This is a genomic window from Roseibium polysiphoniae (genome assembly GCF_014842925.1).
Classification (GTDB): domain Bacteria; phylum Pseudomonadota; class Alphaproteobacteria; order Rhizobiales; family Stappiaceae; genus Roseibium; species Roseibium polysiphoniae.
Window position 1 is genome coordinate 505,464 of the sequence record NZ_JACYXJ010000006.1, and the last position, 14,334, is coordinate 519,797.

14 protein-coding genes are annotated in these 14,334 nt (G+C 58.8%); 6 read left to right on the top strand and 8 right to left on the bottom strand.

All coding sequences use genetic code 11. The features are described from left to right. Window positions 1-70: 70 nt before the first annotated feature. The gene (kynU, locus tag IG617_RS18040; RefSeq protein WP_192110607.1) at window positions 71-1,291 is read right to left on the bottom strand and encodes a kynureninase; all 1,221 of its coding nucleotides are present in this window, start codon (window positions 1,289-1,291) and stop codon (window positions 71-73) included. Between the two features lie 132 nt (window positions 1,292-1,423). Here kynU and IG617_RS18045 point away from each other — a divergent pair, with 132 nt between their 5' ends. The 3 genes from IG617_RS18045 (at window position 1,424) to IG617_RS18055 (ending at window position 4,122) form a co-directional block, all read left to right on the top strand. Continuing rightward, a complete protein-coding gene (locus IG617_RS18045; RefSeq protein ID WP_192110608.1) occupies window positions 1,424-2,152 on the top strand; it encodes a GntR family transcriptional regulator in 729 nt (242 codons plus the stop codon). 161 nt (window positions 2,153-2,313) lie between these two features. Continuing rightward, complete coding sequence (locus IG617_RS18050) at window positions 2,314-3,708, top strand: L-serine ammonia-lyase (protein WP_192110609.1); 1,395 nt, start codon at window positions 2,314-2,316, stop codon at window positions 3,706-3,708. Between the two features lie 6 nt (window positions 3,709-3,714). Continuing rightward, window positions 3,715-4,122: an MAPEG family protein gene (locus tag IG617_RS18055; RefSeq protein WP_192110610.1), complete on the top strand. Its 408-nt coding sequence runs from the start codon at window positions 3,715-3,717 to the stop codon at window positions 4,120-4,122. 19 nt (window positions 4,123-4,141) lie between these two features. On the opposite strand, the gene IG617_RS18060 is transcribed toward IG617_RS18055, so the two are convergent. The 4 genes from IG617_RS18060 to IG617_RS18075 are packed head-to-tail and all read right to left on the bottom strand — an operon-like array spanning window position 4,142 to window position 8,643. Continuing rightward, complete coding sequence (locus IG617_RS18060) at window positions 4,142-4,759, bottom strand: GntR family transcriptional regulator (RefSeq protein WP_153770699.1); 618 nt, start codon at window positions 4,757-4,759, stop codon at window positions 4,142-4,144. Window positions 4,760-4,819: 60 nt separating this feature from the next. Further along, window positions 4,820-6,181 (bottom strand): FAD-dependent oxidoreductase, encoded by a 1,362-nt coding sequence (locus tag IG617_RS18065; RefSeq protein ID WP_192110611.1) that lies wholly within the window; start codon window positions 6,179-6,181, stop codon window positions 4,820-4,822. Between the two features lie 39 nt (window positions 6,182-6,220). Beyond that, window positions 6,221-7,288, bottom strand: coding sequence for an anhydro-N-acetylmuramic acid kinase (locus IG617_RS18070; RefSeq protein ID WP_209008578.1), 1,068 nt, complete (start codon window positions 7,286-7,288; stop codon window positions 6,221-6,223). Window positions 7,289-7,290: 2 nt separating this feature from the next. Beyond that, the gene (locus IG617_RS18075) at window positions 7,291-8,643 is read right to left on the bottom strand and encodes an aspartate aminotransferase family protein (RefSeq protein ID WP_192110612.1); all 1,353 of its coding nucleotides are present in this window, start codon (window positions 8,641-8,643) and stop codon (window positions 7,291-7,293) included. A 283-nt stretch (window positions 8,644-8,926) separates the two neighbouring features. Here IG617_RS18075 and IG617_RS18080 point away from each other — a divergent pair, with 283 nt between their 5' ends. Together IG617_RS18080 and gph are read left to right on the top strand one after the other, a co-directional pair. Next, a complete protein-coding gene (locus tag IG617_RS18080; protein ID WP_192110613.1) occupies window positions 8,927-9,484 on the top strand; it encodes a thioredoxin family protein in 558 nt (185 codons plus the stop codon). Then, entirely contained in the window at window positions 9,481-10,176 is a 696-nt protein-coding gene (gph, locus tag IG617_RS18085) for a phosphoglycolate phosphatase (RefSeq protein ID WP_254170606.1), read from the top strand. Before IG617_RS18080 ends, gph begins: the two co-directional genes overlap by 4 nt. A 63-nt stretch (window positions 10,177-10,239) precedes the next feature. Here gph and IG617_RS18090 read toward each other — a convergent pair whose 3' ends face one another. The 3 genes from IG617_RS18090 to IG617_RS18100 form a co-directional block, all read right to left on the bottom strand. Next, entirely contained in the window at window positions 10,240-10,980 is a 741-nt protein-coding gene (locus tag IG617_RS18090) for an SDR family oxidoreductase (RefSeq protein ID WP_192110615.1), read from the bottom strand. Window positions 10,981-10,990: 10 nt separating this feature from the next. Further along, the gene (locus tag IG617_RS18095) at window positions 10,991-11,833 is read right to left on the bottom strand and encodes a fumarylacetoacetate hydrolase family protein (protein ID WP_192110616.1); all 843 of its coding nucleotides are present in this window, start codon (window positions 11,831-11,833) and stop codon (window positions 10,991-10,993) included. A 313-nt stretch (window positions 11,834-12,146) separates the two neighbouring features. Beyond that, window positions 12,147-13,052, bottom strand: a complete 906-nt coding sequence (locus tag IG617_RS18100; RefSeq protein WP_209008579.1) for a GlxA family transcriptional regulator — start codon at window positions 13,050-13,052, stop codon at window positions 12,147-12,149. 120 nt (window positions 13,053-13,172) lie between these two features. On the opposite strand from IG617_RS18100, the gene IG617_RS18105 reads away from it, so the two are divergent. Further along, the gene (locus IG617_RS18105; protein WP_192110618.1) at window positions 13,173-14,333 is read left to right on the top strand and encodes an acyl-CoA dehydrogenase family protein; all 1,161 of its coding nucleotides are present in this window, start codon (window positions 13,173-13,175) and stop codon (window positions 14,331-14,333) included. Window position 14,334: the final 1 nt, after the last annotated feature.

Genomic DNA, 14,334 nt, shown 5'->3' on the forward strand with positions numbered 1-14,334 from the left:
AGCACATCCGGCATCTGACGCAAACAGATTGCTCGGCGGTGGCTCGAGGACAGGATCACCCCGGTTTCTCTCAAGTCACTTTCCGCCGCATCCTGAATTCATCCATGTCCCACATGCGTGTGGTCAGAATTTTCTCCAGAACATCGACGGCGCGCGCGACATCGGCGTGGGAAAGATACAGCGGTGTGAAGCCAAACCGCACTGTGTCCGGTGCGCGGAAATCGCCGATGACACCATTTGCGATCAGCGCCTGCATCAGCGCATAGCCTTCTGCGAACCGGAAGGAGACCTGACTGCCGCGAACCTCTGCGTCTCGCGGGCTGACCAGTTCCATCTCGGGACAACGGTCCTCAACCTGAGCGATGAAATACTCGCAGAGGGAGATGGATTTTTGGCGGATGACCTCCATGTCGACGTCCTCAAAGACGTCGAGGGCGGCATCAAGCGCAGTCAGGGACAGGACGGGCGGAGTTCCCACGCGCATCCGGTTGATCCCTTCCGCCGGCCGGTAATCAAGATCGAATGCAAACGGCGCGACATGCCCCATCCAGCCGGTCAGCGCGGGCCGAATATCGTTCTGATGGCGGGGCGCGACATAAACAAATGCCGGCGCTCCTGGTCCACCGTTCAAATACTTGTAGCCGCAGCCAATGGCGAAATCCGCGTTCGATCCGCTCAGATCGACCGGGAACGCACCTGCCGAATGGGCGAGATCCCAGATGGCGAGCGCGCCGACGGCATGGGCCTTTTCGGTCAAGGCCTTCATGTCATGGCGGCGGCCGGTCTTGTAGTCGACCTCCGTCAACATCAGCACGGCCAGGTCGTCGGTGATGGCATCGGCCACATCCTCCGGGGACACGATGCGAAGCTCATGATCTTTCGCCAGAAGGTCAGCGAGGCCCTGGGCCATATAGAGGTCTGTCGGAAAGTTGCCGTTGTCAGACAGGATCACCTTCCGACCCGGCCGAAGCGCGAGCGCTGCGGACACGACCTTGAAGACGTTGATCGTTGTGCTGTCGCAGGCAACGACGGCTTCCTGCTCCGCACCGACCAGTCGGCCAATGCGATTTCCCACCTTCTGAGGAAGATCGATCCAGTTATGTTCGTTCCAGCCCCGGATGAGGCTCTCGCCCCATTGCTTTTCGACCACATGCTGCATGCGTTCGGGCACATGTGCCGGCAGAACGCCGAGTGAATTGCCGTCGAGATAGATCACGCCATTTGGAAGACAAAAGGCATCACGTTTGGCCGCAAGAGGATCGTTTTCATCGAGCGGGTGCAGATGAGACATCTTGTTTTCCAGCTTTCTTGATTTCGTCGCAAGGCTATCAGGGACATCCACCAAAACGGTAACAAGGCGCGTGACGAAGCTCAAGCAATTATATATAATCTATCAAATCTGATATTTTATAGCGCACAGGCCATGTCCCAGACAAACGATGCCTACGCCATCTTGCGCCGCGCCATTCTTGATTGCGAGTTTGCGCCGGACAGCCCGCTGGTCATCTCCAGTCTCAAGGCCCGGTTTGGCCTTGGCTGGACGCCTTTGCGCGAGGCCTTGCCACGATTGGAAGCGGAACAGCTTGTGCGTTTCGAGCCCAACAAAGGCTACCGCGTCGCTCCCGCGACCATCACCGGACTGAAGGACTTGCAAGTGGCGCGAACGACCGTCGAGACGGCACTGTTTGTGCGGTCGATTGAGCGCGGCGGCGACAGCTGGGAAGCGGAACTGGTCGGCGCTCATCATCTCCTGGCCCATACAGCAGCACCAACTGCCGGTGCAGTCACACCAGAAAGCCTTGCGTGGGAAACCCGGCACAAGGGTTTTCACACGGCGCTGTTGTCGGCAGCGGACGCGCCCTGGCTTGAGCGCCTGGCGCGACAGACGATGGACCAGCTTCACCGTCACCACCGATTTATGCTGAATGGACCGGATGTGGTCGCGCGCTTCAAGGGCGCCTCCGGCCAGAATCTGCGGGAGACTTTTGCCCGCACTCTCGGCCTGTCACATCACACGCAGCTTATGGACGCCGCAATTGCGCGGGACATCTCGGCTGCAGTGGCCCTCCTTGAAGAGCATGTCGGTTTTTCACTCGCAGTCTATGAGATGCTTTGGCCCGAGATGGACAACGACCACAGGCAAGCCATCTAGCCGCGGCATTCCGAAATAACCTGCGACGGCAAGGCTCTCAGAAACGACATTTGCGAAATATTGAACGTCGCATGGATGACGCCAGCCCAAATCCACGCCATGATGAGATAAATGGCACGGCACGTGCTGCTTCAAACGTTCAAACTGCCAGTTAGAGCATAATGTTCATCAGCGTTTTCGATATCTTCAAAATCGGCATCGGCCCCTCAAGCTCGCATACCGTCGGACCGATGGTTGCCGTCTCCAAGTATCTGGATCGCCTGAAAGGCATCCCCGGATTGAGTGGCCGTGAAGACCTCCGCATCTCCGTCACGCTGCATGGCTCCCTCGCCTTCACCGGAAAGGGCCACGCGACCGACCAGGCCGTCTGCCTTGGGTTGTTGGGCGCGCGTCCGGACACCCTAGACCCGGATGCGGTCGACACCATGATGACGTCGTTGAGACAGGAGAAATCTCTCTCGCCGGATGGCCTGCCGGACATGGCTTTTGATCCGGAAAATGATGTCATCTTCGACTATGGGCCACCGCTGCCGCTTCACTCCAATGCAATGACCTTCAAGCTGCAAGACAGCGATGGAAAGGCCGTCGATCAGTTCGTCTATTACTCGATCGGCGGCGGCTTTGTCGTCACCGAAGCAGAGCTGAGCAACACGCGAAACACGCGGGATGAACTGAAGACGCAAGATGTGCCTTATCCGTTCGCCTCTGCCACCCAAATGTTGGAAATGGGCCGGAAAGAGGAACGCAGCATCGCCGAGATGAAGCTCGCCAATGAATGCGTCGAACTCTCCCAGGCAGAAGTGGAAGCACGGATCGACGGCATCTGGTCGGCGATGGATTCCTGCATCAACCGCGGCATCAATGGTGGCGGGATCCTGCCTGGCGGACTGAAGGTGAAGCGCCGCGCCGGTGAGATTTATCAAAAGCTCATCCGCGAAGGACGCAGCAACCCGCCTTTCGAACACACGGTGATGGATTGGCTGGGCGTCTACGCCATGGCGGTGAACGAGGAAAACGCCGGCGGCGGCCGCGTTGTCACAGCGCCGACGAATGGGGCTGCAGGCGTCATTCCAGCGGTTACACGATACTATCTCGATCACTGCCCTGATGCGAATGACGAAGGTATCCGCACCTTCCTGCTCACGGCCGCCGCCATCGGCGGTATCATCAAGACCAATGCCTCGATCTCTGGCGCTGAAGTTGGCTGTCAGGGTGAAGTCGGATCCGCCTCGGCCATGGCTGCCGCGGGCCTGTGCGCTGCGCTTGGCGGCACGAATGAGCAGGTGGAGAATGCAGCGGAGATCGCCCTCGAGCATCACCTCGGTATGACCTGCGACCCCATTGCCGGCCTCGTTCAGGTACCCTGTATCGAGCGCAACGCCCTCGGCGCGGTCAAGGCGGTCACGGCCGCCTCCCTTGCACTACGCGGAGACGGCAGCCATTTCGTTCCCCTCGATGGCTGCATTGAAACCATGCGCCAGACCGGACTCGACATGAGTGATCAATATAAGGAAACTTCCACGGGAGGCCTTGCGGTCAATATCGTGGAGTGTTGAAGGCTCATGCCGATTGAAATCACGCCGATCTACGCTGGCATCCTCGCGCTGTTTTATGTGTTCTTGAGCGCAAGGGTCATCGGGCTGCGTCGACGGCTCTGGATCAGTGTCGGGGACAAGGGCAACCAGCAGCTCTTGCGCCGCCAGAGAGTGCATGGCAACTTCTCCGAATACGCACCCATGTGCCTCATTCTCATGATCGGCCTTGAGCTGATGCTCGCGCCAGTCTGGCTCGTACACGGCTTGGGTGTGATGCTGCTCGTCGGCCGGGTTCTGCACGCATATGGCATCGGGCGTGAGCCGGAGTCCCTGACCCTGCGCACCATCGGCATGGTGCTGACCTTTGCGGTCCTCATCATTGGCGGCCTCGCCAGTATCATCCAGGCGATCCTGATGGCTGATTTCGCCGGATAATCAAGCAGAGACAGAACCGTCAAACCTGCTGCAGGCGGGTCTTGTGGGCGTGGGAAATGTGCTGTCTTGCAGCGGTGTCAGCCGCCTTGCTGTCGCCCGCTGCAATCGCGTCGACAATGGCAGAATGCTCCTCAACTGCGATTTCCCGACGCTCGGGCGTGTCCAGTGTGGTGCCAGCCATGAGGATGAGCGACAGGCGCAGATGATCGATCTGATCAACGAGATAGCGATTATGCGAGGCAAGACACAAACGTCGATGAAATTCCCGGTTTGACCGCACGAGGCTGTCTTCGTCGGCAATGCGTTGACGGTCGGCTGCTACGAGATCCTGCAGAATTTCGATTTCGGGCTTCGAGGCGTGTTTCGCTGCGAGGCCGGCAGCCGTTCCCTCAAGAACTTCACGCATGAAATAGACTTCGTTGATCTGGCTATGGTCGAGCGTCGGGATGACCATGCCGCGGTTCGGCTCATGGACGGCAAGACCCTGCGCTTCCAGGCGCTTCAGACCCTCGCGGATCGGCGTGCGGGAGACGCCGAACTCTTCGGCCAGATCGGCTTCGCGAAGACGATCGCCGGGCTTGAGCACCCGCTCCTCGATCAGACTGATCAGCCGTTGATAGATTTCCGAACCATTCATGGCCAAAGGTCATAGCCCATTTTCAGCGACTTATCAGCTCTTTATCCAAGGGGTCGCCACCTAGTGCAGACGCACGCCCTGACGGCGAAGCTCCTGCTGAAGCAGGCCGATGTCCATTTGCTCCAGGTCCAGACCGTGTTTGACCGAGAGCGCGGCGGCAACGCCTGCGCCCTGCCCCGTAACCGTGCAGCACATCATGTTGCGCGTCGCCGCATGGCTGACCTTGTCACCACCCGTCGCCCGCCCCGCGACCAGGAGATTGCGGACGCCCTTTGGCAACATGGTGCGATAAGGGACCTGAAAATAACGGCCCGTGGTGGGCAGAATGAGGATGCCGTAGCCATCGATGAATTCGGGGAAGATGCCAACACTGTCGTCGAACCTGCCTTGTTCACGCACATCAGTTTCCGTCATGTCATAGGCCGCGACGATCTTGCGTGTGTCGCGGATGCCGATGGTCATGCCGAAGTTGCGCAGCTTGGCTGTGTCGCAGCCCGGATGGAAACGCTTCAGCGCCTCGACCGCGAGCATTGCCTGGCGCCGACCCTCGATCTCGTTTTTCGTCATGGAGTCCGGATCTGTGCCGTCGCATTCCGGCAGGTGCACAAGATTCAAATAAGTGAGATCGCCGCTGTCGTAGACCGCGCCCCACGTCCCTGAAATGGTCGCAAGCCGGGCTGGAATGATGCCCGCGTCAATGGCCTGTTTGAATGGCTTCTTCAGGAACGGCGAGAACATCTTGTCTTCCTTGCCGGTGGTTTCGACTGTCCATTCGCCGCTCTCCCAATCCTTGTAGGTATGCGGGTCGGCCTTGACCGCCTCCATGAATTTCCGTTTGTCGACACCATTCATGGAGAACATGACGGAGGCCGCCTGCATCTCCTCCACCGGTGTCTTGTGGGTCTGGGCTCCCGCCCGATAAGCGATGTCCGCATCTCCAGTGGCATCGATCACCCGCTTCGCCAGGATTGCCTCGCGGCCTGCCTTGCTCTCAGTGATGATCCCTCGGATTTCATCACCTTCCATGATCGGTCCGGCAAAAGCCCGGTGCATCATGGAGTGGATCCCGGCTTCTTCCGCCAGATTGTCCGCCACCAGTTTGAAGCCTTCGGCGTCGATCGCATAGCTGTCGGACTGGGGCTCGGGTGTTGCAGCGCCTGCCTCGCGCGCCCGATCCTCGAACTCGCGGCCCACTCCTTCGGTATCGATGGTTTTCTCATGCCGGTACCAGGCAAAGCCCTCGACGCCGACGGCGGTCAGATTGCCGCCAAGACAGCCGAAACGCTCCACAAGCGTAACATTGACCCCAGCTCTTGCCGCACCAAGCGCAGCCGAAAGGCCGCCGGGGCCGGACCCAACCACCAGCACATCTGTCTCGTGGATCACGTCAATCTGACGGGCGGGTTCAGTGATGCTCTTCATGGACGCCATCGTTTTTCAAGGAATGATATTTAAATGCGCTCAGCGCAGGGGCAGATAGAGCCGGCCGCCGACAACCGGCGCACAGGCACCTGTCGTCTCCGGGAAACTCGTCGGCAGGCCAGCCTTGAGCCGAGCACCCAGGAAAGCCATCGCTTGTGCTTCCAGTGCGTCGCCGTCAAAGCCATGCTCTTCCGTCGGAACGACCTTACCGTCCAGATGCTCCGCCAACATCTTCATAAGCGTCACATTGTGTCGCCCACCGCCGCACACCAACCAAAGCAGCGGCTTCATCGGGCAGAGTTTTTCGGCGCGCGCGACCGCCGCCACGGTAAAACCCGCAAGACTGGCTGCGCCGTCTTCCAGTGAAATTCCTTCTGGCAGATCAGGTGCGAACGCATTCCTGTCGAGTGATTTGGGACCTGGTTTGGCGAAAAACGGATGTTCCAGCGCCTTGGCAAGCCATGGGCTGTTCACCGCGCCTTTCGCAGAGATCTCGCCACCCGGATCAAAGTCTCCAGCCTGATGCTGCCGAACCCAGTCATCGAGCAGGGCGTTGCCTGGCCCGATATCGAAAGCGAGGATCTCACCACCGTCCACATAGGTCAGGTTGGAAACGCCGCCGATGTTCAAAAAACAAAGGGGGTGGGGAAGGCCCAGAGACAGAGCCTGATGATAGACCGGCACCAAAGGAGCACCCTCGCCCCCGGCTGCCATATCCGCCAGACGCAAGTCACCGACAACCGCAGTGCCCAGCTCAGTGGCCAGAGCTTGCGGATCGCCCAACTGGACGGTTTCGCCATGTTCAGGATCGTGCCAGACGGTCTGCCCGTGAAAGGTGACCAGATCAGGGACCAGCTTCTGCTCTGCACAAAATGCGCCGATGGTCTCACCATGATCCCGCGTCACCAGCCGCGCGACTTCCGGCCAGGCGGAACGGTCTACCGGTCCCCTCGCGATGGCGTCCAGCACCGCCGCACGGGTTTCATAGGCATAGGGAACCGTTGCTGCGGGCCCGAAATGGCTGACCGCGCGGCCGTCGGTCCCGATCTCGGCCATGTCGATGCCATCAGCGGATGTTCCGCTGATGGTGCCGACAACAGACCACATGGTCAGAGTGCCTTCGAGATTGTCTCTATGCCTGCTTCCGCGATATCAAACATGTCGTTGACCTCTTTCTCGGAGATGATCAGCGGCGGGCAGAAGGCCATGGAATCCCCCATGTTGCGGGAAATCAGGCCGCCTTCGTGGAAGGCCATGTTCGTGCGGGCACCCAGAACGCCCGGTGTTTTCGACATCTCGTCATGATGAAGCTCGACGGCACCGATCAGGCCGATGCCGCGGCTTTCAACGGCCAGCGGATGTTCTGAAAGCGCATGCAAGCGCTTCAGGAACGTCGGGCTGATGTCACGCACATGACCCACCAGATCGCGTTCCTCAATGATCTTGAGGTTTTCCAGCGCGACGGCTGCGGCAACCGGATGCCCACTTGCTGTATAGCCGTGGCCCCAGACGCCGATCTTGTGACTTTCGTCGGCCACTGGACCGTAGACCTTCTCATTCACCAACAATGCCGACATCGGCAGGTAAGAAGAGGACAGGGCCTTGGACAGGGTCATGATGTCCGGCTCAAGCTTGAAGGTCTCCGTGCCAAACATGTTGCCGGTTCGGCCAAAGCCGCAGATGACTTCGTCGGCCACGAAAAGAATATCGTATTTCTTCAGGATTGGCTGAACCGCTTCCCAATAGCCCTCAGGCGGGACGACGACACCGCCGGCGCCCATGACCGGCTCAGCGAAAAACGCTGCGATTGTCTCGGGGCCCTCGGCCAGGATCATGTCTTCCAGATCCTGGGCACAGCGTTTGGCGAAGTCCTGCTCGCTCTCGCCATCCTTCTTCATCGAGCGATAATGCGGGCTGGAGGTGTGCAGGATGTTTTCGATCGGCAGATCAAAGGACCGGTGGTTGTTAGGCAGGCCGGTCAGGCTGGCTGAAGCGATGGTCACACCATGGTAGCCGCGAACGCGGGAGATGATCTTCTTGCGCTCAGGCTTGCCCAGCGCATTGGAGCGATACCAGATCAGCTTGATGGCCGTGTCATTCGCCTCGGAGCCGGAATTGGTGAAATAGGCTTTGGACATGGGCACGGGTGCCATCGCCACCAGCTTTTCAGCCAGTTCGACCGAAGGACCGTGGGTCTTTCCCGTAAACGTATGATAATAAGGCAGCTTTTCCATCTGGCGAGCAGCAGCTTCCACCAAACGCTTTTCGCCGAACCCGACAGCAACGCTCCAGAGGCCAGCCATGCCTTCGATGTAGCGCTTGCCGTTGTTGTCTTCGACGAAGATGCCGTCGCCCTTCTCGATCACCAGCGGGCCATTTTCCTCGTGCTTGCGTGCATCCATGTAAGAATGAAGCTGAAAGGCTACATCGCGCGCTTCAATGGAGTTCGGCAGCTGGTTCATAGTACACCTCAAAAACAGGAATGTGCCGGCAGGATCGCCGGGCATGACAGAAGGTCCAAGGCCGGTGAGGCTCGCGATTGAAATCCTGGCGAGGGTCACGTCTGACGCTTGGCGATCGACAAATCAGAAATGAGCCTACGCTTCCTTTTTCGATTTTTCACGCTGAAAAACAAAGAAAATTTGCCACAGGGCCCGAAACACAAGTCCCGTGTGATGATCATGATATAGACAGACCGTAAAATGACGTTTTTTGCGGCATCATGGATTTTGGGAGACAGGGATCATGGCGGGCACACCACCTGTATGCAATTTCGGCTGGGAAGCTCCAGGCTTCACCTTGCCGGCAACCGATGGCCGGACCTTGAGCCTTGCCGACATCAAGGGCGAGCTGGGAACGCTGGTGATGTTCATCTGCAATCACTGTCCCTATGTGATCGGAATTCGCGACCGCATTATTCGCGATGCCGGAGACCTGTTGAAACAGGGTGTTGGGGTGGTCGCCATCAGCTCAAACGATACAACGGCCTACCCGGCCGACAGCTTCGACAAGATGCGCGCGCTGGCCGAGGCCGAGAACTTCCCCTTTCCCTACCTTTATGACGAAGACCAGTCGGTGGCACGCGCCTATGGCGCTGTCTGCACACCCGACTTTTTCGGCTTCAATGCCGATCTTGGCCTTCAATATCGTGGACGCCTTGATGCCGCACGCATGGGCCAGGATCCGACGGGCGGGTCTCGTGACCTTTTCAACGCCATGGTGCAGATCGCCGAGACAGGCAACGGACCAAAGGACCAGGTCCCATCCATGGGCTGCAGCATCAAATGGAAAGACAAGAATTGACCTCCGCAATAGAACAGGCAGATCGTTGGCCCCGCGCCATTCTCTTCGATCTCGATGGAACGCTTATCGACTCCGTTCCCGACATTGCCACGTCGGTGAATCTCTTGCTGGCCAGCGAGAGCCTCGCTCCCCTGACGGTGGATGAGGTCAGGAGCATGATCGGCCACGGCATCGCCAAACTCGTCGAGCGAGCGTTCAAGGCGCGGGACATTGCGCTGGAGGGAGCGCCCCATGTTGCGATGACCGAGAGGATGATGGACATCTACAAGAACCATTTGACGGAGCAGACCGTCCTTCTCTCCGGCACGGAAGACATTCTTCGCCGCTATCATGGCGCCGGATGCCACCTTGCCGTTGTCACCAACAAGCCTGAAGGTTTCTCGCGTGAGATCCTCGATCACTTCGGTCTGAATGCGGTGATCGAATGCGTTGTCGGCGGAGACACCGGACCGGCACGCAAACCTGCCCCGGACATGCTTCTACATGCCCTCAAGCAGATAAAAGTCCCAGCATCAGATGCCCTGATGGTGGGGGACAGCCCTGCTGATATCGACGCTGCCAAGGCCGCGGGTGTGAAATCGGTCGCAGTCCACGGTGGTTACACGCCGGTTCCTGCAAACGAGCTGGGTGCTGACATCACGATCGATGGCCTGAATGAACTGCCAGACGCAATTGCGCAGCTGACACCCTGAGGGCCTCAGCACTAGATGCTGCAGGAAACCCGCGCCGTCCGTTGCGAACGGCGCGGACCTGGGTCAAATTGTGATGCCGCCGTCGATGCTGAGCGCCTGACCGGTGATCAGGGCGCTTTCATCCGCGGCGAGATAGGCGCACAGGCTGGCGATCTCTTCCACCTTGCCGAAACGACCCGTAGGCTGCCGGCTGATGAAGAACTCCATAGCCGCTTCGTGTCCGCCCAGTTCATCTGCCAGGTCCTCAATGCGCTGACGCAAGGAAGGACTGTCGACGGTTCCCGGACAGACAGAATTGCAGCGAATGTTGTGCTTCACATAGTCGGCGGCCACTGCCTTGGTCAGTCCGATAAGACCGCCCTTCGCGGCGCCATAAGCGGCGCGCCGGGGCAGACCCTTGACGGAACTGGCGACGGACCCGATCGTCACGATGCTGCCGCCGGCCGTTTTCATTTTCGGGATTGCCGCGCGCAGAACCCGGTAGGCGCTCGACAGCGTGATGTCGCAAGAACGGCTCCAGTCCTCCTCCTCGCACTCTTCAATGGTGCCCTGATGGACATATCCCACGCAGTGCACCAACACATCGACACGATCAAACTGATCGAAATAAGCGCCAACCGCCTTCGGATCAGTCGCGTCGAGCTGCGCGGTTTTGGCCTCCTTGAGATCACTCAGAAGAGCCGTGTTCAAGTCACTTGCGTAGACCTCGGCGCCATCTTCAATCAGCCGTTCAGCAACAGCCCGGCCGATGCCTTGACCGGCGGCCGTGACGACCGCCGTTTTTCCTGCCAATTTTCCTCCCATTCGGTCCTCCCTAGAGCTTGATGACGTTTTGTGTCTGACTGCCCATGCCCTCGATGCCGAGCGAGACGGTGTCACCAACCTTCAACCAGACAGGCGGCTTCATGCCCAGGCCGACGCCCGGAGGGGTGCCCGTGCAGATCAGGTCGCCCGGCTCGAGACGCATGAATTCGCTCAGGTAGCTGACGATGGTTGCCGGGTCGAAGACCATGGTGTTGGTGTTGCCGGTCTGCATCCGCTGACCATTGACGTCGAGCCACATGGGCAAAGACTTGGCGTCGCCCAATTCATCGCCGGTTACAATCCAGGGCCCGGTCGGGCAGAAATTCGGAAAGCTCTTGCCCTTGGCCCATTGGCCGCCACGATCGATTTGCCAGGCACGCTCGGACACGTCATTCACGACGGTGTAGCCGAGAATGTGGTCCAGGGCCTCGTCCTTGCTGATGTTCAATGCAGGCTTGCCGATGACGACGCCAAGTTCCACTTCCCAATCGAGCTTGGTCATCTTGTCCGAATAGAAGATCGGATCGAAAGGCGCGCAATAAGTTGCCGCTGCCTTATTGAAGAGGATCGGCTCTTCAGGCACCGGCAAACCGGATTCCTTGGCGTGGTCGATGTAGTTCAGGCCGATGCAGTAGATATTGCGCGGCTGACTGACCGGAGCCCCGATCCGGACGCCTTCCTGCTCGACGACCGGCAAAGTGGAGAGGTCAACACTTTTCAAGGCGTCCGTCAGGCCGGGAATGGTCTCCGGCGTAATATCAGCCACCACGGAAGATATATCCCGGGCCGTACCGCTTGCGTCCAGCACGCAGGGTTTTTCCTGTCCGGCCTCACCAAGTCGCAAAAATTTCATCTCACGGTCCTCACCTTGTTTGTTGCCAGCTGCCGTCCTGCGATCACTGCCGCAATTTCAAAGGCAACTGCATCCTCCCGAAGCTGAAGGCTTTGCTTCAAACTACGACCGAGCTGGGCGTTCAAAAATGTCTCGCAAGGGCGTCGGGCCTTTTGAACATCGCGATCGCGACAGCCCACCTATCCAGCTTGTCCGTGATGCTTGTTCAATTTGCCGAGCTTCTGCAAGCACATTTCAAGGAAATCCGGCCTTGCCATCGCTGAAAATAATGGCATGCGCAGTGTGTGAAATCCCGCCTGGCGAGCTCCTCCCTCTAGATCGCGTGTCTGTGGGACCTGGGCGTCTGTCCAAATTCCGCACGATAGGCTCTCGTCATAGCGCTTGCATCCTGGTAGCCGCAGCGACCAGAGATTTCGGCGACTGACAGGTTGGTGAGTTCCACCAGGCGCCGTGCTTCACGCAAGCGAATGGACTTATAGACAGCCCTTGGCGTCAACTGCAGCTCGCGCTGGAAAATGCTCTCCAGCTCCCGTTGATCGATCTTGAGCCGCGCCGCCAGCTCACCAATGGACAAAGGCGTCTCGATTGTCCGGCGCATGAGGGCTGTGGCACTACCTACCAGAACATCCAGAGACATTCGTTTGTAGGGGTCCTGCAGGTCGCATTTGTCACCATGCATGAACAAGGCAGCCACTTCCGACGCGAAGAGTGCACCATGATCCTGCTTGATCAGCCCCAGCGCCAACTCAATTGCCGTCGAAGCGCCGCCGCAAGTCGCAAGGTCCGCTTCCAGCACGACGCGGTCTTCTCTCGTTTCGACATCGGGGAACCTCTCGGCAAAACGGACAAATTCGTCCCAGTGGATGGTGGCTTTCCGGCGCTCAAGCAAGCCAGCATCCGCCAGCAACCAGGCACCTGTGTCGAGACCAACGAGTGTCTTGAAACGCCCCCGCGCCGCCCGAAGTGCACGCCCCGCCGAGGATGTCGTGTAGTCCTCAAATCCATAACTCGGCATGATGAACAGGAAGTCCCCACCGGGACGCGCCTCAAACCAGGCGCCGGTCTCGACTGGCAACCCGCTGGAAGAGGTGATGGTCCCGCCGGAGAAACTCCAGAACGACCAGTCATAGAGCGGTCTCCGGGCGATCGTGTTCGCCGCCCGAAACGGTTCGACGGCATTGGCCAGGCAGTGGTTCGAGAAATGCTCAAACAGGATCACTGCGATTTTCTTTGACACTAGACTAATTTTTGAATTCTGCATGAAATTTTACAAAAACCGCATGATCTCTCTGCCCGTTTTGTCTCACTGTTTTCGCAGGCACGCAACAGGAGAAGCGCGATGCACTTTGGGCTGAGCGAGGAACAGCAACTCATCGTTTCGACGGTCAGGTCTTTCGTGGAAAACGAGATATATCCACACGAGGACCTGGTCGAAAAATCCGGGAACGTGCCGCAGGAGCTTGGCGAAGAGATCAAACAGAAATGCATCGACCTTGGTTTCTATGCCTGCAATTTCCCCGAGGAGGTCGGCGGCGTCGGTCTCAGTCACATGGACTTCACCCTTGTGGAGCGGGAGCTTGGCCGCGGCTCCATGGCGCTCAACCATTTCTTCGGGCGCCCGCAGAACATCCTGATGGCCTGTCAGGGCGAACAACGCGAGCGCTATCTGTTGCCGGCTGTTCGCGGAGAAAGAATGGATGCACTTGCCATCACCGAGCCGGACGCGGGGTCTGACGTTCGGGGAATGAGCTGTCAGGCCGTGCGCGATGGAGGTGACTGGGTCCTCTCTGGATCCAAGCACTTCATCTCCGGCGCGGAACATGCCGACTTTTTCATTGTCTTTGTCGCAACCGGCGTCGACGAAACGCCTAAAGGTCCAAAGAAACAAATCACCTGCTTCCTCGTCGACAGAGGCACCCCGGGTTTTGAAGTGCGTGACGGCTACAAGTCGGTCAGCCACCGGGGCTACAAGAACTACATCCTCTATTTCGACAAGTGCCGGCTGCCCGATGCGCAAGTGCTTGGCAAAGTCGGTGGCGGCTTCGATGTCATGAACGAATGGCTCTATGCAACCCGGCTCACGGTTGCGGCCATGAGCGTCGGCCGGGCACGCCGTTGCTTCGACTATGCGGTCAACTATGCCGCCGAGCGCAAACAATTTGGCCAACCCGTCGCCAAATTCCAGGGGATCGGCTTCCAGGTCGCCGACATGATCACCGAAATCGACGCGGCCGACTGGCTTACTCTGGCCGGTGCCTGGCGGCTGGATCAGGGCCTTCCTGCCAACCGCGAAATCGCGAGTGCAAAACTCTATGCGACGGAGATGCTGGCGCGGGTGACCGATACGACGCTTCAGATCTTCGGCGGCATGGGGCTGATGGATGACTTTCCGATTGAACGCTTCTGGCGAGACGCACGCGTCGAACGGATATGGGACGGCACGAGCGAAATCCAGCGTCACATCATCAGCCGCGACCTGTTTCGGCCCCTGGGAGCATAAG

Excerpts from the sequence above, each read along its gene's own strand:
- IG617_RS18055 (WP_192110610.1), top strand. The coding sequence starts at position 3,715 with ATGCCGATTGAAATCACGCCGATCTACGCTGGCATCCTCGCGCTGTTT.
- IG617_RS18075 (WP_192110612.1), bottom strand. The coding sequence starts at position 8,643 with ATGAACCAGCTGCCGAACTCCATTGAAGCGCGCGATGTAGCCTTTCAG.
- kynU (WP_192110607.1), bottom strand. The coding sequence starts at position 1,291 with ATGTCTCATCTGCACCCGCTCGATGAAAACGATCCTCTTGCGGCCAAA.
- IG617_RS18070 (WP_209008578.1), bottom strand. The coding sequence starts at position 7,288 with ATGTGGTCTGTTGTCGGCACCATCAGCGGAACATCCGCTGATGGCATC.
- IG617_RS18080 (WP_192110613.1), top strand. The coding sequence starts at position 8,927 with ATGGCGGGCACACCACCTGTATGCAATTTCGGCTGGGAAGCTCCAGGC.
- IG617_RS18095 (WP_192110616.1), bottom strand. The coding sequence starts at position 11,833 with ATGAAATTTTTGCGACTTGGTGAGGCCGGACAGGAAAAACCCTGCGTG.
- IG617_RS18065 (WP_192110611.1), bottom strand. The coding sequence starts at position 6,181 with ATGAAGAGCATCACTGAACCCGCCCGTCAGATTGACGTGATCCACGAG.
- IG617_RS18050 (WP_192110609.1), top strand. The coding sequence starts at position 2,314 with ATGTTCATCAGCGTTTTCGATATCTTCAAAATCGGCATCGGCCCCTCA.
- IG617_RS18090 (WP_192110615.1), bottom strand. The coding sequence starts at position 10,980 with ATGGGAGGAAAATTGGCAGGAAAAACGGCGGTCGTCACGGCCGCCGGT.
- IG617_RS18060 (WP_153770699.1), bottom strand. The coding sequence starts at position 4,759 with ATGAATGGTTCGGAAATCTATCAACGGCTGATCAGTCTGATCGAGGAG.
- IG617_RS18105 (WP_192110618.1), top strand. The coding sequence starts at position 13,173 with ATGCACTTTGGGCTGAGCGAGGAACAGCAACTCATCGTTTCGACGGTC.
- IG617_RS18045 (WP_192110608.1), top strand. The coding sequence starts at position 1,424 with ATGTCCCAGACAAACGATGCCTACGCCATCTTGCGCCGCGCCATTCTT.